The organism is Bradyrhizobium commune, from assembly GCF_015624505.1.
Taxonomy (GTDB): Bacteria; Pseudomonadota; Alphaproteobacteria; order Rhizobiales; family Xanthobacteraceae; genus Bradyrhizobium; species Bradyrhizobium commune.
Map to the genome: position 1 here is coordinate 1,120,485 of NZ_CP061379.1, position 22,369 is coordinate 1,142,853.

At 64.4% G+C, this 22,369-nt stretch carries 19 protein-coding genes; 13 read left to right on the top strand and 6 right to left on the bottom strand.

Annotation, left to right across the window (positions count from 1 at the left end):
- Positions 1 to 32 precede the first annotated feature (32 nt).
- Positions 33 to 1,145 carry an AI-2E family transporter gene (locus IC761_RS05365; protein WP_195802247.1) on the bottom strand — a complete coding sequence of 371 codons (1,113 nt, stop codon included), beginning with the start codon at positions 1,143 to 1,145 and terminating at the stop codon, positions 33 to 35.
- Positions 1,146 to 1,364: 219 nt separating this feature from the next.
- Here IC761_RS05365 and IC761_RS05370 point away from each other — a divergent pair, with 219 nt between their 5' ends.
- A complete protein-coding gene (locus tag IC761_RS05370) occupies positions 1,365 to 2,135 on the top strand; it encodes a L,D-transpeptidase (protein WP_195802248.1) in 771 nt (256 codons plus the stop codon).
- A 17-nt stretch (positions 2,136 to 2,152) separates the two neighbouring features.
- Entirely contained in the window at positions 2,153 to 2,803 is a 651-nt protein-coding gene (locus tag IC761_RS05375; RefSeq protein WP_195802249.1) for a DUF2865 domain-containing protein, read from the top strand.
- A gap of 62 nt (positions 2,804 to 2,865) precedes the next feature.
- Here IC761_RS05375 and IC761_RS05380 read toward each other — a convergent pair whose 3' ends face one another.
- Positions 2,866 to 4,962, bottom strand: a complete 2,097-nt coding sequence (locus IC761_RS05380; RefSeq protein ID WP_195802250.1) for a methyl-accepting chemotaxis protein — start codon at positions 4,960 to 4,962, stop codon at positions 2,866 to 2,868.
- Positions 4,963 to 5,200: 238 nt separating this feature from the next.
- Positions 5,201 to 7,294: a methyl-accepting chemotaxis protein gene (locus tag IC761_RS05385; protein ID WP_195802251.1), complete on the bottom strand. Its 2,094-nt coding sequence runs from the start codon at positions 7,292 to 7,294 to the stop codon at positions 5,201 to 5,203.
- Between the two features lie 274 nt (positions 7,295 to 7,568).
- Between IC761_RS05385 and IC761_RS05390 the strand changes: the two genes are divergently transcribed.
- The gene (locus IC761_RS05390; protein ID WP_195802252.1) at positions 7,569 to 7,724 is read left to right on the top strand and encodes a Thivi_2564 family membrane protein; all 156 of its coding nucleotides are present in this window, start codon (positions 7,569 to 7,571) and stop codon (positions 7,722 to 7,724) included.
- Positions 7,725 to 7,799: 75 nt separating this feature from the next.
- On the opposite strand, the gene IC761_RS05395 is transcribed toward IC761_RS05390, so the two are convergent.
- The 3 genes from IC761_RS05395 to cysD all read right to left on the bottom strand — a co-directional run bounded on the left by IC761_RS05395 (position 7,800) and on the right by cysD (position 12,916).
- Positions 7,800 to 9,965 carry a malate synthase G gene (locus tag IC761_RS05395; RefSeq protein WP_195802253.1) on the bottom strand — a complete coding sequence of 722 codons (2,166 nt, stop codon included), beginning with the start codon at positions 9,963 to 9,965 and terminating at the stop codon, positions 7,800 to 7,802.
- A 217-nt stretch (positions 9,966 to 10,182) separates the two neighbouring features.
- Complete coding sequence (gene cysC / locus IC761_RS05400) at positions 10,183 to 12,099, bottom strand: adenylyl-sulfate kinase (protein ID WP_195802254.1); 1,917 nt, start codon at positions 12,097 to 12,099, stop codon at positions 10,183 to 10,185.
- 22 nt (positions 12,100 to 12,121) lie between these two features.
- Positions 12,122 to 12,916 carry a sulfate adenylyltransferase subunit CysD gene (gene cysD, locus IC761_RS05405; protein WP_195802255.1) on the bottom strand — a complete coding sequence of 265 codons (795 nt, stop codon included), beginning with the start codon at positions 12,914 to 12,916 and terminating at the stop codon, positions 12,122 to 12,124.
- 244 nt (positions 12,917 to 13,160) lie between these two features.
- Here cysD and cysG point away from each other — a divergent pair, with 244 nt between their 5' ends.
- From cysG to IC761_RS05455, 10 genes are all read left to right on the top strand, one after another.
- A complete protein-coding gene (cysG, locus tag IC761_RS05410) occupies positions 13,161 to 14,588 on the top strand; it encodes a siroheme synthase CysG (RefSeq protein WP_195802256.1) in 1,428 nt (475 codons plus the stop codon).
- On the top strand, positions 14,585 to 14,893 hold the full coding sequence (locus IC761_RS05415; RefSeq protein ID WP_195802257.1) for a DUF2849 domain-containing protein: 309 nt from the start codon (positions 14,585 to 14,587) through the stop codon (positions 14,891 to 14,893). The genes cysG and IC761_RS05415 overlap by 4 nt, the downstream gene beginning before the upstream one ends.
- Before the next feature lie 30 nt (positions 14,894 to 14,923).
- Positions 14,924 to 16,579 carry a nitrite/sulfite reductase gene (locus IC761_RS05420; RefSeq protein WP_195802258.1) on the top strand — a complete coding sequence of 552 codons (1,656 nt, stop codon included), beginning with the start codon at positions 14,924 to 14,926 and terminating at the stop codon, positions 16,577 to 16,579.
- On the top strand, positions 16,566 to 17,081 hold the full coding sequence (locus IC761_RS05425) for a DUF934 domain-containing protein (RefSeq protein ID WP_195802259.1): 516 nt from the start codon (positions 16,566 to 16,568) through the stop codon (positions 17,079 to 17,081). Before IC761_RS05420 ends, IC761_RS05425 begins: the two co-directional genes overlap by 14 nt.
- Complete coding sequence (locus tag IC761_RS05430) at positions 17,078 to 17,797, top strand: phosphoadenylyl-sulfate reductase (RefSeq protein ID WP_195802260.1); 720 nt, start codon at positions 17,078 to 17,080, stop codon at positions 17,795 to 17,797. The genes IC761_RS05425 and IC761_RS05430 overlap by 4 nt, the downstream gene beginning before the upstream one ends.
- Before the next feature lie 124 nt (positions 17,798 to 17,921).
- Entirely contained in the window at positions 17,922 to 18,923 is a 1,002-nt protein-coding gene (locus IC761_RS05435) for a sulfate ABC transporter substrate-binding protein (RefSeq protein WP_195802261.1), read from the top strand.
- Between the two features lie 88 nt (positions 18,924 to 19,011).
- On the top strand, positions 19,012 to 19,797 hold the full coding sequence (cysT, locus tag IC761_RS05440; RefSeq protein WP_246791548.1) for a sulfate ABC transporter permease subunit CysT: 786 nt from the start codon (positions 19,012 to 19,014) through the stop codon (positions 19,795 to 19,797).
- 9 nt (positions 19,798 to 19,806) lie between these two features.
- Entirely contained in the window at positions 19,807 to 20,712 is a 906-nt protein-coding gene (gene cysW, locus IC761_RS05445) for a sulfate ABC transporter permease subunit CysW (protein ID WP_195802263.1), read from the top strand.
- A complete protein-coding gene (locus IC761_RS05450; protein WP_195802264.1) occupies positions 20,702 to 21,736 on the top strand; it encodes a sulfate/molybdate ABC transporter ATP-binding protein in 1,035 nt (344 codons plus the stop codon). The genes cysW and IC761_RS05450 overlap by 11 nt, the downstream gene beginning before the upstream one ends.
- A 121-nt stretch (positions 21,737 to 21,857) precedes the next feature.
- On the top strand, positions 21,858 to 22,361 hold the full coding sequence (locus IC761_RS05455) for a CAP domain-containing protein (RefSeq protein WP_195802265.1): 504 nt from the start codon (positions 21,858 to 21,860) through the stop codon (positions 22,359 to 22,361).
- Positions 22,362 to 22,369 lie beyond the last annotated feature (8 nt).

Consider the following 22,369-nt stretch of genomic DNA (forward strand, 5'->3'; position numbering starts at 1 on the left):
CGTCATCACGGAAGTTCCATCGCGCGAACCCATCACCCCTGTGGAAGCTGCGGCGAATTCTCCGGCAAGAGATGCTCCTTCAGGATCAGGGCGACGATCAGGAGCGGTGACGACAGGAATGCGCCCATCGGTCCCCACAGCCAGGTCCAAAAGGCGAGCGCGATGAAGACCGCGAGCGCGTTCAAGGCCAGCCTGCGGCCGATGATGGTCGGCGTGACGAAATGTCCTTCCATGAACGTGATGCCGCCGAAGGCGAGCGCCGCCATCAACCCACCGCCCAGCGTCGGAAAGGCGACCAGCCCGACCACAACCAGCACGGCGAACATCGCGACCGGGCCGATGATCGGGATGAAGTTCAGCGTTGCCGCCAGCGCGCCGAGGCCGGCTGGATTCGGCATGCCGGTGGCCGCGCAGACAATGCCGGTCGCAACGCCGACGCCGATATTGATGACGGTCACAGTCAGAAGGTAGTTGCCGAGGTGAACCTCGATTTCATTGAGAATTCGGAGCGTACGCAGCCGCGCGTCGCGATCGCTGAAGTTCATGATCATCGCGCGCCGCAAATCGCGCCAGCTCGCAACGAACAGGATCAGGGTGGCGAAGAACAGCAGAAATTCGGCAAAAGTCGGCGACAGGAATTCCAGCGTCGGCTGTACCCATTCGACCTTCGGCAGCGACAGGCTCGGCAACCCGTCGGAGCCGCCGGCCATGGTTTGCAGCTCCTTCCATAGCGCTAGCGGCCGGTCGAAAACATGCGCTTTCTCTTTCAATTGCGCGCCCAGCTCCGGAAGGCGCGAGCCCCACTCCATTACGGGGGCGGCGATCAGCGCGACGACGAAGGCGACCACCGTCGTCACCGCGATCACGATCAGCACGGCGCCGAGGGCGCGCGGCACGCGCCGCCGTTCCAGAAAGCTTGCTGCCGGCGACAGCATGGTGCCGGCGACGATTGCCATCACCACCGGCAGGAAGAACGCCTTGGCGACATAAAGCACCGTGCCGACGGCGATCAGCAGCAGGCCCATCAGCGCAATGGCAACGAATTCAGTGCGGCGGATGACTGGCGGCAACTCGCTACGGCTATCGGGAAGCGGGGCGCCTTCGCTGTTGTCGGACATCAGACGTTCACCGGGAAGGACGCGCACAATCTCTCTCCCCGCACGGAGGCCCTCACCCGCACGCCCATTGCCCATTGGTGACTGGAAAAACGCCCGGTGGTTACTTCGGTTCCATCGCGGCTTCGTGAAGAACGGCTCGCTTGACTGTGACGTCGCCGCCGCACTGTGCGGTGGAACTTGAGTCGGCCTCACCGCGTTTGTGGACAGCAGCATCACAACGATGCACACATCCGAACGGGGCAGCACATGACCAGGTTCTTTGCAGTCCGCCGCCGGCTCCCGCCGCGCGCTCTTTCCGCCTTTGCCTTTGCGACAGCCCTGCTGACGCTGCCTGTTGCGACGCAGGCGCAATCGCTCGGCTACGCGCCGATGCAGCCGCAGGCGTTTCCGCAGGACCAGGCTTTCGCACCGGGCTATGCGCCTGACGATCGGCAGGCCACCGGCGAGGATGCCCTGCTGCCGGATCGGCTGCGCCGGCAGATCGTCAGTTTCGACCGCAACGAGCCTGCCGGCACCATCGTCATCGATACCGCGAACACCTACCTCTATTACGTGCTCGGCAATGGCCGCGCCATGCGCTACGGCGTCGGTGTCGGTCGCGAAGGCTTTACCTGGTCGGGCGTGCAGAACGTGACGCGCAAGGCGGAATGGCCGGACTGGCATCCGCCGGCAGAGATGATCGCGCGCCAGCCCTATCTGCCGCGCTTCGTCGCCGGCGGCCCGGGCAATCCGCTCGGCGCCCGCGCGATGTATCTCGGCTCCAGCGAATACCGCATCCACGGCACCAACGATCCCACCACGATCGGCAAGTTCGTCTCTTCCGGCTGTATCCGCCTGACCAATGAGGACGTCACCGACCTCTTCAACCGCGTCAATGTCGGCACCAAGGTCGTGGTGCTGCCGAAGAACGCGCCGCTGATGGCGAAGGGGGCTGACCCCGTTCGCAGGCGTCCAGCGGTGACGACGCTGCCCTCGGGCCGTCAGGCGCTGAACATCCCGACGTCGTCGGTGGACTGAGAGTTGAGTGAGGTGACATGGTGAGACGTCAGATCGGCAAACTGACCGGCGGTGCGGCGGCATTGGTCGCCGTCGCCTTCCTTGGTCTTGCGCTGACGCCACCGGCGCATGCAGAGGACTTTTTCTCGGCGCTGTTTGGTGGATTTGGCAGGCGGCCGCCACCGCAAATTCAGATGCCGTTCCCGACCGACGATGGGCCGCGCTACGATGCCCCGCGCCAGCGCGCCTATGGTGGTGGCACGGCCTATTGTGTCCGTAGCTGCGACGGTCGCTATTTCCCGGCGCAAGGCGCAGACACCGAGAGCAAGGCGCAATCCTGCAAGAGCTTCTGCCCGACCGCCGAAACGTCCCTCGTTTATGGCAGCAACATCGACGATGCCGCGTCCGATAGCGGAAAGTCCTACTCCGACCTGCCGAACGCCTTCCGCTATCGCAGGGAGGTTGTCGCGGGCTGCACCTGCAACGGCAAGAATTCGGCCGGGCTCGCGTCGGTCAAGGTCGAGGACGATCCGACCTTGCGCAAAGGTGACATCGTCGCGGGCGCCGAGGGCCTCGTCGTCGCCAACCGCAATGCCAACGACCGTCGCGGCGTCGCGATGAATTTCTCGCCGCTGCCGGACTCGGTGCGAGCCAAATTCCGCCAGCTGCCGGTGGTGGCGAAGGAGTAGGGGCTCAATGTCGTCCTGGCGAAAGCCTGGCTTTCGCCAGGACGACATCGTGAAAATTGCCCTTACGCCGCGCGGATTTTCCCGAGGAAATCGCTGACCTGATGGCCGAGCTGGCGGCTCTGGGTCTCCAGCATTTCAGAGGCCTGCTTGACGTTCTCCGCAGCTCCCGCCGCGGTGTCGGCATCGGACTTCACGCCGGTGATGTTGTCGGAGACGTTCTTGGTGCCTTGCGCGGCATACTGCGTGCTGCGGGTGATCTCCTGCGTCGCCGCACCCTGCTCCTGCACGGCAGCGGCGATGGCGGTCGCGACCTCGTTGACCTCGCCGATGATGCCGCCGATCGCCTGGATTGCGTTGATGGCGTCGCCCGCAACCTTCTGGATGTCAGCGATCTGCTCGGAGATCTCTTCTGTCGCCTTGGCGGTCTGGCTCGCCAGCGACTTCACCTCGGAGGCGACCACCGCAAATCCACGTCCGGCCTCGCCGGCGCGCGCCGCCTCGATCGTGGCGTTGAGCGCGAGCAGGTTGGTCTGCGCCGCAATGCTGTTGATCAGGCCGACCACCTCGCCGATACGGTTGGCCGAGTTGGCGAGGCCCTGCACGGTGCCGTCGGTGTCACGGGCCTGGCTGACCGCGCGGCTCGCAATGCCGGCGGCGTGCGCGGCCTGCTGGCTGATGTCGTTGATGGAGGCGCTAAGCTCTTCGGCGGCGGCGGCAACGCTGTCCACGCTGCCCGAGGCATCGCCGGACGCTTTGCCGGCCATTTGCACCCGCTCGTTGGTCTGGCGCGAGACTGCGGAGAGCTCCGAGGCCGTCTTGCGCATCTCGCTCGAGGCCTGGCTCAATTGAGCGAGGGTCTCGCGCACCAGGCCCTCGAACTCTCCGATGGAGCCCTCGATCATGCGCTGCCGTGCAGCAGCACCCGCGTTGTGCTCGCGTTCCTGCGCCTCGATCTTGAGCTTGTCGGTGGCCTGCTGCTTGAACGTCTCCAGGGCGCCGGCAAGCGCGCCGATCTCGTCCTTGCGGTCGAGATAGCCGCTGTCGACGGTGAGGTTGCCGCCGGCAACCCCCAGCATGGCGTCGCGGATATTGTGCAACGGACGGATCACGCGCCGCGTGACCGTGATCATGGCGCCGACGGTGAGAAGCGTGGCCAGCACCAGCAGCGCGATCTGGACCGCGAGCGCGCGGCTTGCGACTGCGTATTGCCCCGCCGCATAGTTGCGCGCCTCGTCGAGCGCGCGCTCCGCGACTGCGACCGCCGTGCCCATGCGCTGCGACGTCAGCGGCGTCCATTGGTCGGCGGTCATTTCGGTCTTCGATCCCACCATGATCTGGTCGATCAGCCGGTCGCGCAGTGCGAGATAGTCCGGATTGAAATACGCGGCCTTGGCCGCGCCCATGGCGTTGGCAAGCTCCGGCGACAGCGTCATGCCCAGCGTCGAGGATTCGAGGCCGCTCCAGGCATTCTGGATCGCGCCGACGAATTTGGTGTAGGTCTGCTGCGCTTCCAGCGGCAAGCTGCCGGTCGCGACCAGGCCGGTTGCGACCAGGTCCGAGGCCTCTCCCGCGGTGTTGCGCAACAGCCAGGCGGCCTGCTTGATCGACAGCAGCTGGTCGATCAGCGGATCATTGTGGTTGACCACCGCGGTCAAGCGCGCCGAAATCGTCTCGAGGGTCGACAGCAGCGCGCCGGTCTCGTCCGTATATTCCTTCGAAAGGGCTGCACGCCGGGCCTTCTTCGGCTTGCGCATCTCGTCCCAGGCCTCGCGCTGGAGCGTTACCAGCCTGTCGAGCTGCTGGTTCAAATTGCCGAGCAACGTGGCCTGCTCGGCGAAGGGGATCGACGGCAGCAGCGCCGCTGTGGCCCGGATTGCCGGCATCTCGGCGTCATGAATGCCGCGCAGGAATTTCTCGATCTCCGGCGACACCGGCGCGTCGCCGTTCAGCACGCGCGGCGTCGAGGAGCGATCGGTGCGAAGGTTGTGCATCGCCTTGAAGGCGTTGACGGACGCCTCTGCCACCGCCGCGATGTTGCCGGTCGCGTGCAGACGCTCCCAGGATTGCCAGGCCGTCGCCACCAGCAACGCCACCACACAGGCCGCGAGAAGGGCAATGACGGATTGCAGCAGCGCCGAAACGGTCACGCGTCGAAGCATGGTGAAGATCCCCCCGAATCCCTCATTTTTTCGCAGAAAGGGATAAATAGAGTTGTAACGCGCGGCAGGTGTGTGGACGCAGTGGGCTGCGACTTGCGCGCACAGTGGGCGTCGGGGTGCGATATCTTAACGGATCGTTACCGGCGTGGTCTCCGCCGACTCTCTCCTCCACGTCCTCCTGGCCTTCGCCAGGACGACGCTGAATACGTAGCTGGAGCTCTCCGCCTGACGCCCAGCCTTACGCCGCGCGGATCTTGCCGAGGAAGTCGCTGACCTCATGGCCAAGCTGGCGGCTCTGGCTCTCCAGCATCTCGGAGGCGTGCTTCACATTGTCCGCGGCGGCCGCGGCGGCATCCGCATCGGCCTTCACGCCGGTGATGTTGTCCGAGACGTTTCTGGTGCCTTGGGCTGCAAATTGCGTGCTGCGGGTGATCTCCTGGGTCGCTGCGCCCTGTTCCTGGACGGCGGCGGCGATTGCGGTTGCAACCTCATTGACCTCGCCGATGATGCCGCCGATGGTCTGGATCGCGTTGATGGCATCGCCCGCGACCTTCTGGATGTCGGCGATCTGCTCGGAGATTTCTTCCGTGGCCTTCGCCGTCTGGCTTGCCAGCGACTTCACCTCGGAGGCAACGACGGCAAAGCCGCGACCGGCCTCACCGGCGCGTGCCGCCTCGATCGTGGCGTTGAGCGCGAGCAGATTGGTCTGTGCTGCGATCGTGTTGATCAGGCCGACGACCTCGCCGATTCGCCCCGCGGACTTCGCCAGGCCCTGCACCGTGCCGTCGGTCTCGCGCGCCTGCGTGACGGCGCGGCCGGCGATCCCTGCGGCATGCGCCGCCTGCTGGCTGATATCGTTGATCGAGGCGGAGAGCTCTTCCGCGGCCGCGGCGACGCTGTCGACGCTCATCGAAGCGTCGTTGGAGGCTTTCCCTGCGACCTGGACGCGGTCGTTGGTCTGACGCGACACCGCGGACAGATCGCCCGAGGTCTTGCGCATCTCGCCGGAGGCGTCGCTTAATTCGCCGAGCGTCTTGCGCACCGCGCCCTCGAACTCGCCGACATAGGCCTCGATCGCATGCTGGCGGGCGGCGGCGCCCGCATTGCGCTCGCGCTCGTGCTCCTCGATCTTGAGCTTGTCATTCGCCTGCTGCTTGAACGTTTCAAGGGCGCCTGCGAGCGCGCCGATCTCGTCCTCGCGGTCGAGATAGCCGCTGTCGACGGCGAGGTCGCCGCCCGCGACCTTCAGCATGGCGTCGCGGATGGTGTTGAGCGGAGTGATGACGCGGCGGCTGACGAGCATGATCGCGCCGGCGGCGAGGGCGATGGCAAGTGCCAGGAGTGCGAGCTGCATGGTCAGGGCGCGCTGCGCCGCGCCGCGCTGCTCCAGCGTATGGTTCTTCGCGGCTTCGAGAGCGCCCTCGGCGACGGCAACCGCGCTACCCATGCGGCCCACCGTGACGGGGCTCCACTGGTTCGCCGTCATCTCGGCCTTCTCGCCCTTGACGAGCGTGTCCGCAAGGCGATCGCGCAGCGACAGATATTGCTGTTCGAAATAGGCGGTCTTGGCCGTGGCCATGGCGGACGCAAGTGCCGGCGGCAGCCGCATGCCGGAGGTCGACAAATCCAGCGCTTTCCACATCGCAGCGGTGCCGCCGACATATTGCGTATAAGCGACACGTGCCTCGGGTGAGATCTTGCCCGCGGCAAGGCCGTTCGAGACGATCAGCGAGGCTTCGCCCGCCGTGTTACGAAGCAGCCAGGCGTTCTGCTTGATCGACAGCAGTTGGTCGATCGTCGCATCCTGGTGATTCACGGTCGCGGCCAGGACGTTCGACAGCTTGTCGAGCACGTCAAGCAGGCCTTGGGTCGTCTCCATATATTCCTTTGGCAAACTCGCGCGGCGCTGCTCCTTCGGCCTTGCGACCTCCTCCCAGAACTGCTTCTGCTCCTCGGTCAGGAGCTTGAACAGCCGCGACAGCTCCGGAACCAACGTTGCCGACTGCGGAAACTCGATGCTGGGGAGAAGCTCCAGCGCGCGCGCCATCGCCGGCATCTGGGCGTCGCGCAGGCTGCGCAGATATTTGTCCATGTCCGCATCCATCGGCTCAGTGGCGTTGAGCAGCCGGTTGGTGCTGGCGCGGTCGGTGCGCAGATTGTGCATCGCCTTGAACAAATCGGCGGAGGCGTCGGCGATCTGCGAGATGCGGTTGGCGGTCTTGAGGCGGTCCCACGACTCGTAGGCGGTGAGCGAGAGCGCGATCACCACACAGATCGACGTGATCGCGATCACCGCCTTCAGAAGCGCGGACACGGTCAGACGATTCAACATCGAAGTCCCCCCAATTCCCATTTCAAAGTTCGTCAAGGGCGCCCCGGCAAAATCGAAAACAGAGGGCGCGACAGGATCGGCAATTGCATACCGTTCGCGGCTGCGAGCTGCGAACGGTTTCCGCATCTGAAACGAAAAGGGTAAAGTTTTAGGCAGTCGGTCTGCCGGTAGAAGTACGCATTTACTAGAAGTTGTAATGGGTTGCGTCGATGGAACCGGCGCGCGAGATGGGCGTTAGGACACCGTTAGCAATATGCCTGAAGGGGGTTCTGCAATGCTGGTCGGCGTCCTCGTCACCTTTCTCGTCGTCATTCTCGTGCTCTATCTCATCAACATGCTGCCGATGGACGGCCGCACCAAGCAGATCGTGCGGGTCATCGTCATCATCATCGGCGTGGTGTCGCTGCTGAAATACCTGACGGTGTTTTAGCGGCGCTACGGATCTTCCAATGAAAAAAGCCCCGGCGCGAGTCGGGGCTTTTGATGTCTTAATGGCTGGGTCTAATCAGCCGAGCGCCTTCGCTTCGCGGCGGCGCGCGGTGAGGATGTATTCGGTATAGCCGTTCGGCTGCTCGCGGCCCTTGAAGATGAGGTCGCAGGCGGCCTTGAAGGCTGTGCCGTCGAAGGCGGGCCCCATCGGCTTGTAGATCGCATCGCCAGCGTTCTGCTTGTCGACGACGACGGCCATGCGCTTGAGCGATTCCATCACCTGCGCTTCGGTGATGACGCCCTGGTGCAGCCAGTTGGCGAGATGCTGGCTGGAGATGCGCAAGGTGGCGCGGTCTTCCATCAGGCCGACGTCGTGGATGTCGGGCACCTTGGAGCAGCCGACGCCCTGGTCGATCCAGCGCACGACGTAACCCAGAATGCCTTGGCAGTTGTTGTCGATCTCCTGCTTGACGTCGTCGGGCGCCCAGTTCGACTTCGACACCGGAATGGTCAGGATGTCGGAGAGTTTCGCACGAGGCCCCCCCTTGGACAGCTCTTGCTGACGCGCGATCACGTTGACCTGGTGGTAGTGCAGCGCGTGCAGCGTCGCCGCGGTCGGCGAGGGCACCCAGGCGGTGGTGGCGCCGGCCTGCGGATGGGCGAGCTTCTGGGCAAGCATGTCCGCCATCTTGTCGGGCGCCGCCCACATGCCCTTGCCGATCTGGGCGTGGCCGGGCAGGCCGTCGATCAGGCCCATGTCGACGTTCCAGTCTTCATAGGCCTTGATCCAGACCTGCGCCTTCATCTCGTTCTTGCGGATCATCGGCCCCGCTTCCATCGAGGTGTGGATCTCGTCGCCGGTGCGGTCGAGGAAGCCGGTGTTGATGAACATGATGCGCTTGGAGGCGCGCTGGATGCAGGCCTTGAGGTTGACGGTGGTGCGCCGCTCCTCGTCCATGATGCCGACCTTGAGCGTGTTCTCGGCGAGCCCCAGCATCTTCTCGACGCGGTCAAAAATCTCGCAGGTCAGCGAGACCTCGTCCGGGCCGTGCATCTTCGGCTTGACGATATAGGCAGATCCCGTGCGGCTGTTCTTGACCTTGGAATTACCCTTGAGATCGTGGATCGCGAGAAGTCCCGAGACGACGGCGTCGAGCAGGCCCTCCGGGATCTCTTCGCCGCTCTCGTCCAGCACCGCGTCGGTGAACATGTGGTGACCGCAATTGCGCATCAGGAGCAGGCTGCGGCCGTGCAGCTTCACTTCGCCCTTGCCATCAGGCGTCTTGTAGCTGCGGTCGTCATTGAGCGAGCGCGTCAGCGTCTTGCCGCCCTTCTCGAAATCGGCCGACAGCGTGCCGTTCATCAGGCCGAGCGTGTTGCGATAGACCAGCACCTTGTCTTCGGCATCGACCGCGGCAACGGAGTCCTCCATGTCGAGGATGGTCGACACGGCAGATTCCATGATCATGTCGGCGACACCGGCCGGATCGTCCTTGCCGATCGTGCTGTTGCGGTCGATCTTCACCTCGACATGCAGGCCGTTGTTGGCGAGCAGCACGGCGCTCGGCGCGGCTGCGTCGCCCTGGAAGCCCCCGAACTGCGCGGCATTCTTCAGCGCCGTGGCATTGCCACTCTTGAGCTTCACCGCGAGCTGGCCCGCGACCACGCTATAGGCGGTGACGTCGGTGTGGCTGCCGGTCGCGAGCGGCACGGCGGCATCGAGGAACGCCTTGGCCTTGGCGATCACCTTGTCACCGCGCGCCTTGTTGTAACCCTTGCCGCCCTCGGACGGATCGTGAGGAATTGCGTCGGTGCCGTAGAAGGCGTCATAGAGCGAGCCCCAGCGCGCATTCGCGGCGTTCAGCGCGTAGCGGGCATTGGTGAGGGGGACAACGAGCTGCGGGCCGCAGATCTTCCCGATCTCCTCGTCGACATTGGCGGTCTCGACCTTCTGCGTCGCCGGCTCCGGAACGAGATAGCCGATCTCCTTCAGGAAGGCGGTGTAGGCGTCGAGGTCGAACGCCTTGCCCTTGTTGGCGCGGTGCCAATCGTCGATCTTGGCTTGCAGCGTGTCGCGCACGGCGAGCAGCGCCCGGTTCTTCGGCCCGAACTCCTTGATGAGGGCAGCAACCCCGGCCCAGAACGCATCCGGTGCGATCCCCGTCTCCGGGGCCGCTTCCTTGGCGATGAAATCAAACAGGACGGGAGCGATCTTCAGTCCATGGGCGTCGACGCGTTTCATGATGGGCTTTCTTGTTGGAAATGGCTGTTTTTGGCTGCTTTTCACCCGACAGCAGCAAAATGCGCCCATAAAGGGCAGCTTTCAGGGTTCTATTAGCCCCAAAAACGGCGCCGTGAGAAGGCCCCTCAACGGTTGTCAAAATGTCAAGGCGAAGTGGCGGCCGTCGTCCTGGCATTTGCCAGAACGACACCGGTGATCTGGCGCGACAGTCGGCTGCTCAAATATTCGCCGCGAGGTCCACGACCTCGTCGAACAGCACGCCGGTTTTCTTCAGCATCAACTCGATCTCATCCGCCGCATCCGCAACGGTCCGGGCGGACGTGTCGATCACGAGCTCGGCGGCCTCAGGTCGCTCGTAGTCGTCGCCGATGCCCGTGAACGAGGCAAGCGCGCCGGCGCGGGCCTTTTTGTAGTGGCCCTTCGGGTCACGCGCCTCACAGATTTCGGCCGGCGTCGCGACATGGATCTCACGGAACGCGGTGTCGGCGATGCGGCGCGCGGTGGCGCGGTCCTCGCGGGCTGGCGAGACAGCGGCGACGATAGCGATATGACCATTGCGGGCGAGATGGGTGGCGACCTCTGCCAGACGGCGGATGTTCTCGCTGCGGTCGGCAGCAGAAAAGCCGAGATCGCTGTTGAGCCCGGCCCGCAACGTGTCGCCGTCGAGCAGGATCGGCGAGCCGCCATTGGTGAAGAGGCGCCGTTCCAGCGCCTTGGCCAGCGTCGACTTGCCGGAGGCCGGCAGGCCGGTGAGCCAGACCACCGCACCGTTATGGCGGTAGCGCGCGGAGCGTTCATCGAGCCGGAGCGCCGATTCCACCGGCACGATGTCGATCGGGACGGCGCGCTGGCCGGCATCGACCGACAGCACCAGGCCGCCGCCGGCGATGCGTCCAGACACCTCGATCACGAGGCGCCCGGTGCGCGGATTGTCGGTGTAGGGATCAGTCGCAATCGGGTTGGAAAGAGAAATGTCGATCTCGCCGACATGGTTGCGGCCGATCGCCTTGTTCTCGCGGCTTTCGAGCTCGCCGGGATCAACCGCCTTCTCGATCGCCACCACGGTGGCGCGGCTTTCCTTCGGCCCGCAGCGGACCAGGAGCTGGTCGCCCTTGGCGAGCGGCTTGTCGTGCAGCCAGAAGATGCGGACGCGCAGCCGCCGCGTCTCGCGCGGAGCTGTCGCCGCATGGGCGATGATGTCGCCGCGCTCGATGAACAGCTCGCGGTCGAGCGTGATGCCGACCGAACGGCCCGCGCCCTGCCGTCCCGCGACCGGCGTGTCCGGCCAGCTCTCGACCGTCTTGATCTTGGCGATCTTGCCGGCCGGCATGATCACGATCTCGTCGCCGGCAACCAGGCTGCCGGACTCGATACGGCCCGCCACGATGCGGCGGTCGTCGAACTTGTAGATCGCCTGCACGGGCAGGCGCAGCGCCAGCGCTTCCAGCGGCCGCGCCGGTTGGAGCCGGTCCAGCGCCTCGACCACGGTCGGGCCCTGATACCAGCCGATCCGGTCGGTGTGCTCGGCGACGCCGTCGCCGTCGCGGGCGGAGATCGGGACGATCGCGGTCGGTGTCACGCCGAGGCCGTTGAGATGCGCCGAGATCTCGTCGCTGATCGCCTTGAAGCGCTCGGCGGAGAAATCGACGCGGTCCATCTTGTTGACGACGATCGCGACCTGCTTCACGCCGAGCAGATGCAGGAGATAGCCGTGCCGGCGGGTCTGGTCGCGCACGCCTTCCAGTGCGTCGATGATCAGCACCGCGCCGTCGGCCTGCGAGGCGCCTGTGATCATGTTGCGCAAAAATTCGGCATGGCCGGGCGCGTCGATCAGCACGATGTCGCGCGAATTGGTGCGGAAGCGGATTTGCGTGGTGTCGATGGTGATGCCCTGGTCGCGCTCGGTCTGGAGCGCGTCTAGCAGGAACGACCATTCGAACGGCATGCCGCGCCGCGCGCTGACCGCCTTGAGCATCTCGAGCTTGCCCTCGGGCAGGCTGCCGGTCTCATGCAGCAGGCGGCCGACCAGCGTCGACTTGCCGTGATCAACATGGCCGACGATGACGATACGGACCTGCGGACGCGTGGTGCCGTTGGGGGTAGCAGGCGAAGCCGTGGTAACGATCATGTTCATAGCCGCGTTGCGTCCTCAGGAATCAGAGATAGCCGGCGACGCGCAGGCGCTCGAAGGCGTCCTCGGTCTCGTGGTCGAGCGCGCGGCCGGCGCGCTCCGGCACCTTGGTCTGCTCGAGCTCGATCAGGATCTCGTCGATGGTCGAGGCGGTCGATGCGACCGGATTGGTGATATCCCGGTCGCCCAGCGAGCGGTAACGCTTGCCGTCCTTCGCCAGGTACAGCGGAATGATCGGGATGTTCTCGCGCTTGGTGTAGGCCCAGATGTCGGCCTCGGTCCAATGCAGGATCGGGTGGATGCGCAAATGCGCGCCTTGCGGCGGTGATGCATTGAAATGATCCCAGAACTCCGGCGGCTGGTCGCGCACGTCCCAATTGCCCTCGAGGCCGCGCGGCGAGAACACGCGCTCCTTGGCGCGGGTGGCTTCCTCGTCGCGGCGGATGCCGGCGATCAGGCCGTCAAAGCCGTATTTGCCGAGCGCCATCTTGAGGCCTTCGGTCTTGCGCGCGGCGGAACGGGCGGCGGGCGGCAGCGTTGGGTCGACGGCATCGATGGGCGGGCAGGGCTCGACGCGCAAGTCGAGATCCCACTCCTTGCCGTAATGATCGCGGAACCGATACATCTCCGGAAACTTCTTGCCGGTGTCGACATGCAAGGCCGGGAACGGCAGGCGGCCGAAGAACGCCTTGCGCGCCAGCCAGATCATGACGTTGGAGTCCTTGCCGAGCGACCACAACAGGGCGATCTTCTTGAGGCGGGCAAAGGCCTCGCGGAAGATGTAGATGCTCTGGGCCTCCAGCTGGTCGAGATGGTCCATGCTCGGGGAAACATCAGTGGAAAATTCTTGCCGGTCCGAGCGCCCGATGAGGGCCGGGCTGCTCAGTCCGACAGAAGCGGAATCGTCCTTGAGAAGATGCATCTCTGCCACTTTGCGTTTGGAGCCGAAAATTCTATAGTTGCAGTGCGGAAGAGAAGAAAAAATTTTCTCTTTGCGCACTAGAAACGACACATATATAGAAAATAATTCCAGTCAACCCCGTATTGGGGGAAGCGAGTAGCGCATGCGGTTCTTGCCGGTGTTTCTCGATCTCAGCAACGGTCCGGTGGTCCTCATCGGCGCGGGCGATCTTTTGCGCGCCAAGCTGCGCGTGCTCGCGGCGGCCGGGGCGCGGGTTCGCGTACATGCGATCGACGGCAATCATGACCTGAGCGGGCTAAGTTCTGATGACATGGCACGCGTTGAGGTCACCCAGGGCGACCCGCTGACGGCCAATCTTGCCGGCGTCATCGCCATCATTTGCGCTGGCGCAGGCGACGTCGGCGTGGCGATGTCGGCGCGAGCCAAGTCGCTGGGCCTGCCCGTCAACGTCATGGACGATCTCGAACATTCGAGCTTCATCTTCCCGGCGATCGTCGACCGCGGCGATGTCGTGGTCGCGGTCGGCACTGGCGGCACCTCGCCGGTGGTGGCGCGCCGTGTGCGCGAGAAGATCGAGGCGCTGCTGCCGGCGCGCATGGGCGAGCTCGCCGAGTTCATCGGCGGCTTCCGCAAATCCATCAATGAGCGCATCGCCGAGTTTCCGCTGCGCCGTCGCTTCTGGGAGCGCGTGATCGACGGTCCGATCGGCGCCGCCGTTTTGGCCGGCCGCAAAAGCGAGGCGGATGCCTCGCTGAAGGCTATCGCCGATCCGTCCGAATTCGCGCGTGCCGACAAGCCGGAAGGCTCGGTCGCGCTGGTCGGCGCCGGCCCCGGCGATCCCGATCTCCTCACCATCAAGGCGCTGCGCGCCTTGCAGGATGCCGATATCGTCTTTCATGACGAGCTGGTCTCGCCCGAAATTCTCGACCGCATCCGCCGCGACACCACCCGCGTTCCGGTCGGTCGCCGCGTTGGCAAGCCTGGCATCGGCCAGGATGCGATCAACAAGCGCATGATCGAGGCCGCGCAGACCGGCCAGCGCGTGGTGCGGCTGAAGGGCGGTGATCCCTTCGTGTTCGGCCGCGGCGGCGAGGAGGTCGAAGCGCTGCGCGGGGCCGGCATCGCCTATTCGATCATTCCCGGCATCACCGCAGGGCTCGGCGGCGCCGCCGATTTCGAGGTGCCGCTCACCTACCGCCATGAAGCCACCCGCATCACCTTCCTCACCGCGCACAAAGCGCGTGACGCGGAAGCCGTGGACTGGTCGACGCTGACCGACACCCGGATGACCGTCGTGGTCTACATGGGCATGACTGCTGCACCCGCGATCCGTGAAGGCCTGTTTGCCGCCGGTCGCTCGCCGGAGACGCCGGTTGGCGTGTTCGCGCGTGTCACGCGTCCCGATGCACAAGGCGCGATCGGCACGCTGCGCGACCTGCCCGAGCTGGTGCGGCGGATCAGTGGCGGTCCCGCCATTCTCATCATCGGCGACGTGGTCCGGCATGCCGGTTCGCTTCGCCGCGAAACCCCAAAGCAAATCATCTCTGATCTATTGGATGCTGCCGAATGACCTCTCCCCTGCAACAGAAAATCAAGATCAACGGTTCGTCCGTCGTGACAGCCAACCGGACCTGGGACGGCATTGTCGTCTACCGCACGGCCGCCAAGGGCTGGTCGGCCGACCTGGCGGATGCCGCGATCGTGAAAAACTCCGACGAGGCGAAAGCATTGCTCGCCGAGGCCGTGGCCGATGACGTCGGCGCGATCGGTCCCTATATCGCTCCGGTCCAGGTCGACGATGACGGCAAGATCGTCCCCGGAAATCTGCGCGAGCAGATCCGCCGCGATGGCGTGACAATCGACTTGCCGGTCTGATCGCAGGTCGAGCTGTAAGGCACTTCAATCATGTACGCTTACGACGAAATCGACCGCACGCTGGTCAACGAGCGCGTCTCGGAATTCCGCGACCAGGTGCAGCGCCGTCTCTCGGGCGAGCTCACCGAAGACGAATTCAAGATGCTGCGCTTGCAGAACGGCGTGTATCTGCAACTGCACGCTTACATGTTCCGCGTCGCGATCCCCTATGGAACGCTGGCGTCGAACCAGTTGCGGCAGCTGGCCCATGTCGCGCGCAAATATGACCGCGGCTACGGCCATTTCACCACGCGCCAGAACATCCAGTTCAACTGGATCAAGCTGTCGGACCTGCCGGATGCGCTGGCCGACCTCGCCGAGGTCGGCATCCACGCGATGCAAACCTCCGGCAACAACATGCGCAATGTCACCTCGGATCAGTGGGCCGGCGTCGCGCCCGGCGAGATCGAGGATCCCCGCATCTGGTCGGAGCTGATCCGTCAGCACACCACGCTGCATCCGGAATTCTCGTTCCTGCCGCGCAAGTTCAAGATCGCGATCACCGCGTCCGACCATGACCGCGCCGCGATCAAGGTCCACGACATCGGCCTCAAGCTGATCAAGAACGAGAAGGGCGAAACCGGTTTCGAGGTGCTGGTTGGCGGCGGTCTCGGCCGCACGCCGTTCATCGGCAAAACCATCAAGCACTTCGTGCATGGCCGCGATCTGCTGAGTTACATCGAGGCCATCCTGCGCGTCTACAACCAGTACGGACGCCGCGACAATATCTACAAAGCGCGCATCAAGATCCTGGTGCACGAGCTCGGCATCGAGAAATTCTCGCGCGAGGTCGAGGAGGAGTGGCAGCAGATCCGCAACTCCTCGCTCCAGATCGACGACGAGGTGATCGAGGACATCCGCTCGCGCTTCATCTATCCGGCGTACGAGAAGTTGCCGCACATGCCGGACGAGCTGCGTCAGGCCGCGGCTGATTCTGAATTCGAGGCCTGGCGCAAGAACTCAGTCGCCCCGCACAAGGTCGCGGGCTATTCCATCGTCACGATCTCCCTGAAGCCGATCGGCGCGCCCCCGGGCGATGCCACCGCCGAGCAGATGGATGCGCTCGCCGATCTCGCCGACAAATATTCCTTCGGCGAGATTCGCGTCGGCCACGAGCAGAATCTGGCGCTGCCGCATGTCGCCAAGCACGACCTGCCGGCGCTGTGGAAGGCGCTCGACCAGCTTGGTCTTGCCACGCCGAACGTCAACCTGATCACCGACATCATAGCCTGCCCGGGCCTGGATTATTGCTCGCTGGCGAACGCGCGCTCGATCCCGATCGCGCAGGAGCTGACGCGGCGCTTCGCCAACCACGAGCTCGCCAATTTGATCGGGCGGCTGCACATCAATATCTCCGGCTGCATCAACGCCTGCGGCCATCACCATGTCGGCCATATCGGCATTCTCGGCGTCGAGAAGAACGGCGAGGAGGTCTATCAGATCACCATCGGCGGCCGCGCCGACGAGAGCGCCGCGCTCGGCAATCTGATCGGTCCCGGCGTCAAGTTCGACGAGGTCGCCGACGTCGTCGAGGACATCGTGGAAGCTTACCTTGCGCTGCGCGAGCGGCCGGAAGAGCTGTTCGTCGACACCGTGAAACGCCTCGGCGTCGAACCCTTTAAGGAGCGCGTTTATGCCACTCGTTAACGGCGGAAAGATCGTCGACGACAGCTTTACCAAGCTCGCCGTCGATACGCCGCTGCCTGAGGGCGGCGATATCCTGGTGCCGGCCGAGCGCTTTTTGGCCGATGCGGAAGCGTTGCTCAAGCGTGGCGGCAGGATCGGCGTGATCTGGCCGAACAACCGCGACATCGCCGAGCTCGTGCCGTATCTCGGCAAGATCGCGGTCGTTGCGCTGGTGTTCCCGAGCTTCCGCGACGGACGCGCCTATAGCCAGGCGCGGTTGCTGCGCGAGCGCTACAATTATCGAGGCGAGTTGCGTGCGACGGGACAGGTGCTGCGCGACCAGTTCGTGTTCATGCTGCGCGCCGGCTTCGATTCCTTCGAGGTCAAGAAGCAGGCCGACGCGGAAGCCTTCATGCAGACCGCGAAGCGCTACTCGGTGTTCTACCAGCCGACCGGCGACGGCCGCATCACAGCGCTGCACCGGCGCATGCAGTTGCGCCACTCCGAGGGTGTCGGCACGTGAACGCCATCGCGCCTCAGGTCTCGTCAAATCCCGCTTCGGCGGCAGAGCTCGATCGCGCCTTGCGCGATGCCTCTCCCGCGGAGGTTATCGCGGCCGCCCTGAAGGCGGTTGGCCGTGAGAAGCTTGCGCTGGTGTCGTCCTTCGGCACGGAATCAGCGACGCTGCTCAAGGTGATGGCGGATGTCGATCCGGCGATCCCCGTGATCTTTCTCGATACCGGCTGGCTGTTCGAGGAGACGCTCGCCTATCGCGACACCCTGATCGCGACGCTCGGGCTGAAGGACGTCCGCTCGGTCAAACCGGCGGAGGAGGCGCTGTCGCGCGACGATCCCGACCGCGACCTCTGGTTCTCCGATCCCGACGCCTGCTGTCGTATCCGCAAGGTCGAGCCGCTGGCGCGTGCGCTGAAACCGTTCGACGCCTGGCTCAACGGCCGCAAGCGTTTTCAGGGCAATGCGCGCGCCGACATTCCGGTCGTCGAGGACGACGGTGCGCGGTTGAAGTTCAATCCGTTTGCCAATGTATCACGCGAAGAACTCGAGGCGATTTTCGTCCGCGCCAAATTGCCGCGTCACCCACTTGCGGCGTCGGGTTTCCTGTCGGTTGGGTGTATGCCTTGCACCAGCAGAACCGCTGAAGGCGAGGATGCGCGCGCCGGCCGCTGGCGCGGCCGCGCGAAGACAGAGTGCGGCATCCACACGATGAAGACTTCGTAGCACAGTCAGGCTGCGACGCCGCGAACAAGAAAATCCGGTTCCGTTGACTTGAGCGGGTTTCGCCACGAGTTATGTCTGCACGCCTTCGCTGACACCGACGTCACCGAAGTGAATGGAGATGGACATGATGCGCCGTATCGTTCCGCTCGCTGTAGGACTTCTCGTCACGGGTCTCTTGGCAAGCTCGGCTCTCGCTGCTGACATCAATCTTTTGAACGTGTCGTACGATCCGACGCGCGAACTCTATGTCGAGTTCAACAAGGCGTTTTCGAACGCCTATCAGAAAGAAACCGGCAAGAGCGTCGAGATCAAGCAGTCGCATGGCGGCAGCGGCTCGCAGGCGCGCGCCGTGATCGACGGCTTGCAGGCCGATGTGGTGACGCTCGCGCTCGCCTACGACATCGATGCCATCGCCGCCAAGGGCTTGACCTCTGCCGACTGGCAGAAGCGTCTGCCGCAAAATTCATCACCCTACACCTCGACGATCGTGTTCCTGGTCCGCAAGGGCAATCCGAAGGGCATCAAGGACTGGGACGACCTGATCAAGCCCGGCGTCGCCGTGATCACGCCGAACCCGAAGACCTCGGGCGGCGCGCGCTGGAATTACCTCGCGGCCTGGGGCTTTGCGCAGAAGAAATACGGATCAGCCGACAAGGCCAAGGACTTCATCGCAAAACTCTATCAGCAGGTGCCCGTGCTCGATACCGGTGCGCGCGGCGCCACCGTGACCTTTGTCGAGCGCGGCGTTGGCGACGTGCTGCTCGCCTGGGAGAACGAGGCGTATCTCGCGCTGAAGGAATTCGGCCCCGAGAAATTCGAGATCGTGGCGCCGCCGCAGTCGATCCTGGCCGAGCCGCCGGTCACGATCGTGGACAAGGTTGCCGATAAAAAAGGCACCCGCAACGCCGCCGATGCCTATCTCCAGTACTGGTACACCAAGGAGGGTCAGGAAATCGCCGCACGTAACTTCTATCGTCCGCGCGATCCGGAGATTGCTAAAAAGCACGAAAACTCTTTCGCAAAGGTCGAGCTGTTCACGATCGACGACGTTTTTGGCGGCTGGACCAAGGCGCAGAAGGAACATTTTGCCGACGGCGGCGTCTTTGATCAGATCTACAAGAACTGATCGGGCGCCGTCTCAGGAGGCTATAGCAGGGGGCCTGGTGAGCGCAGTTGCAGCACGACGACGGACATTGCCGGGCTTCGGTCTCACGATGGGACTGACGCTGTCCTGGTTGTCCATCATCATCCTGATTCCGCTCGCCGGCCTGTTCCTGAAATCGCTCGAGCTGAACCCTGAGCAATTCTGGGCCATCATCTCCAGCCGCCGCACCCTGAATGCCTTGCGCGTCTCCTTCGGGCTCGCCTTCGCGGCGGCCTGCGTCAATCTGGTGATGGGCAGCATCATCGTCTGGGCGCTGGTGCGCTACCGGTTTCCCGGCCGGCGGCTGTTCGACGCTATTGTCGACGTTCCCTTTGCGCTGCCGACCGCTGTTGCCGGGGTCGCGCTGACCGCGCTGTTCGCCGAAAATGGCTGGCTGGGCGCGCCGCTTGCGGCGCTCGGCATCAAGGTGGCATTCACGCCGGTCGGCATCTTCGTCGCCATGATCTTCATTGGCATCCCCTTCGTGGTGCGCACGGTGCAGCCGGTGCTCCAGGATCTCGATCCCGAAATCGAGGAAGCCGCGGGCAGCCTCGGCGCCAGCCGCTGGCAGACCATCATTCGCGTGATCCTGCCGTCGCTCGCGCCGGCGCTGCTCACGGGTCTCGCGCTCGCCTTCGCGCGCGCGGTCGGCGAATACGGCTCGGTCATCTTCATCGCCGGCAATTTGCCGAACGTCTCCGAGATCGCGCCGCTGCTGATCGTGATCCGTCTCTCCGAATTCCGCTACGCCGACGCGACCGCCATCGCGGTGGTCATGCTCGTCGTGTCCTTCGTCATCATCTTTGCCGTCAACCGGCTCCAGCGCTGGGCGCAGAGCCGGATTCCGGCGCGCTGAGGGCGGACGATGACGATGCAGATCGCAGAATCCGTCTCGCTGACCTCGCGCGATGCGCGCGCGCGTGCCCATGCCGCGCGCGACAGCCTCCGCACCGAGCCGCGGGCGGTGCGCATCGTCATCATTGCGCTGGCGGTGGTCTTCCTCAGCGTCTTTGTCGTGCTGCCGCTTGTCCTGGTGTTTGCGCAGGCGTTCTCGCGAGGCGTTCTGGCCTATTTCGCCGCGCTCGCCGAGCCAGAGGCGCTGGCGGCGATCAAGCTGACGCTGGTCGTTGCGGCGATTCCGGTCGGCCTCAATCTGGTGTTCGGTCTCGTTGCAGCGTGGGCGGTTGCAAAATTCGACTTCCCGGGCAAGACTTTCCTGGTCACGCTGATCGACCTGCCGTTTTCAGTGAGCCCGGTGATCTCGGGCCTTGTCTTCGTGCTGTTGTTCGGCGCGCAAGGCTATTTCGGCAGTTGGCTCAGGGATCACGACGTCCAGATCCTGTTCGCGGTGCCAGGCATTGCGCTCGCGACAACCTTCGTCACCTTCCCCTTTGTGGCGCGCGCGCTGATCCCGCTGATGCAGGAGCAGGGCACGCAGGAGGAGGAAGCCGCGATCTCGCTCGGCGCCTCCGGCTTGCAAACCTTCTTCCGCGTCACGCTGCCCAACATCAAATGGGGCGTGCTCTACGGCGTCTTGCTCTGTAACGCGCGCGCGATGGGCGAGTTCGGCGCGGTCTCCGTCGTCTCCGGCCACATCCGCGGCGAGACCAACACCATGCCGCTGCTGGTCGAGATTCTCTACAACGAGTACCAGTTCGTCGCCGCCTTCGCGATCGCCTCGCTGCTCGCGATGCTGGCGCTGATCACGCTGATCGCAAAGACCGTTCTCGAACGCCATCTGGACGAAGGGCAGGACGCAATTGACCATTGAAGTCAAAAATCTCGTCAAGAAGTTCGGCAGTTTTGCAGCCCTCGACGGCGTCGACCTCAAGGTCAATGACGGCGAGCTGCTGGCGCTGCTCGGGCCGTCCGGTTCCGGCAAGACGACGCTTTTGCGCATCATCGCCGGTCTCGACTGGCCCGACTCCGGCGAAGTCGCCTTCAACGGCGAGGACGCGCTGGCGCAAGGCGCGCGCGAACGCCATGTCGGCTTCGTGTTCCAGCACTACGCGCTGTTCCGCCACATGACGGTGTTCGAGAACGTCGCCTTCGGCCTCCGCGTCCAGCCGCGCGCGATTCGCAAAGACGAGGCGACGATCCGTGCGCGCGTCAAAGAGCTGCTCGATCTCGTGCAGCTCGACTGGCTCGCCGACCGCTATCCGAGCCAGCTTTCCGGCGGCCAACGCCAGCGCATTGCGCTGGCCCGAGCGCTCGCGATCGAGCCGCGCATTCTCCTGCTCGACGAGCCCTTCGGTGCGCTCGACGCGAAGGTGCGAAAGGAACTGCGCAAATGGCTGCGTTCGCTGCACCACGAGATCAACGTCACCTCGATCTTCGTCACCCATGACCAGGAGGAGGCGCTCGAAGTCGCCAACCGCGTCGTGGTGATGGACAAGGACAGGATCGAGCAGATCGGTTCGCCCGACGACGTCTATGAGAGTCCCGCGACCGCCTTCGTGCACGGCTTTATCGGCGAGTCCATCGAGCTGCCGGTTCAGGTCGAGGGCGGCGTTATCAGGCTCGGCGACCGCCCACTCAATCTTGCAGTAGACGGCCTAGTGTCCGGCGCGTCAAAACTATTCGTGCGGCGGCATGACATGCTGGTCGGTCCGGCCGGCAGCGGCGCCTTCGAGGGCGCCGTGCAGCATGTGCGGAATTTCGGCCCGGTCCAGCGGGCCGAGGTCGCTTTGTCAGGCGGCGAAACCGTCGAGATCGACGCCCCCCGCGACAAGGAACTCCGGGCCGGTGACACGGTCGGCCTCAATCCACGCCGCTACCGCATATTTGCGGGCTAAGCCCGGGATTCCGGGTTCGATGCTTCGCATCGCCCCGGAACGACTTGCGTCGATTTTCCTCAAAATTCACCTTTCAGCCACGGTTGGTATGCAACAACGGCCCTTCATTCGGGGGCCCTATATGCGCGCTGCGGCCGCAATACTCATGACTTTGCTTCTTGCCGGCTGTGCGGGCAATGAAGCGCCGGTCCAGCAGCCATCGATGTATGCCGATATGGCCGTCCCGGGGTCGACGCTCGATGCGCCGGCCGCCGCGATCATGATCTCGCAGTACCGCCAGAACAACGGCCTCGGCGCCGTCGTCGTCGATCCGGATCTGATGAAGCTCGCCGAATCCCAGTCCGGTGCCATGGCCGCCGCCAACAAGATGGACCATGACGTCCGCGCCCCGCTCGGCAAGCGCCTCAATGCAGGCGGCTATCCGGCAACCGTGGCGGTCGAGAACATTTCGGCCGGCTATCACACGCTGGCGGAAGCGTTTTCCGGCTGGCGCGACTCGCCGCCCCACCGCGCCAACATGCTCAAGAGCGGTGTCACAAAATTGGGCATAGCGGCGAGCTATGCTCCGGGCACCAAATACAAGGTGTTCTGGACCATGATCCTGGCGTCAACGGACCCCCGATAAGCCAGACT

Coding starts and splice junctions, on each gene's coding strand:
- IC761_RS05370 (WP_195802248.1), top strand. CDS start 1,365: ATGACCAGGTTCTTTGCAGTCCGCCGCCGGCTCCCGCCGCGCGCTCTT.
- IC761_RS05375 (WP_195802249.1), top strand. CDS start 2,153: ATGGTGAGACGTCAGATCGGCAAACTGACCGGCGGTGCGGCGGCATTG.
- IC761_RS05380 (WP_195802250.1), bottom strand. CDS start 4,962: ATGCTTCGACGCGTGACCGTTTCGGCGCTGCTGCAATCCGTCATTGCC.
- IC761_RS05385 (WP_195802251.1), bottom strand. CDS start 7,294: ATGTTGAATCGTCTGACCGTGTCCGCGCTTCTGAAGGCGGTGATCGCG.
- IC761_RS05390 (WP_195802252.1), top strand. CDS start 7,569: ATGCTGGTCGGCGTCCTCGTCACCTTTCTCGTCGTCATTCTCGTGCTC.
- IC761_RS05395 (WP_195802253.1), bottom strand. CDS start 9,965: ATGAAACGCGTCGACGCCCATGGACTGAAGATCGCTCCCGTCCTGTTT.
- cysC (WP_195802254.1), bottom strand. CDS start 12,099: ATGAACATGATCGTTACCACGGCTTCGCCTGCTACCCCCAACGGCACC.
- cysD (WP_195802255.1), bottom strand. CDS start 12,916: ATGGACCATCTCGACCAGCTGGAGGCCCAGAGCATCTACATCTTCCGC.
- cysG (WP_195802256.1), top strand. CDS start 13,161: ATGCGGTTCTTGCCGGTGTTTCTCGATCTCAGCAACGGTCCGGTGGTC.
- IC761_RS05415 (WP_195802257.1), top strand. CDS start 14,585: ATGACCTCTCCCCTGCAACAGAAAATCAAGATCAACGGTTCGTCCGTC.
- IC761_RS05420 (WP_195802258.1), top strand. CDS start 14,924: ATGTACGCTTACGACGAAATCGACCGCACGCTGGTCAACGAGCGCGTC.
- IC761_RS05425 (WP_195802259.1), top strand. CDS start 16,566: ATGCCACTCGTTAACGGCGGAAAGATCGTCGACGACAGCTTTACCAAG.
- IC761_RS05435 (WP_195802261.1), top strand. CDS start 17,922: ATGATGCGCCGTATCGTTCCGCTCGCTGTAGGACTTCTCGTCACGGGT.
- cysT (WP_246791548.1), top strand. CDS start 19,012: ATGGGACTGACGCTGTCCTGGTTGTCCATCATCATCCTGATTCCGCTC.
- cysW (WP_195802263.1), top strand. CDS start 19,807: ATGACGATGCAGATCGCAGAATCCGTCTCGCTGACCTCGCGCGATGCG.
- IC761_RS05455 (WP_195802265.1), top strand. CDS start 21,858: ATGCGCGCTGCGGCCGCAATACTCATGACTTTGCTTCTTGCCGGCTGT.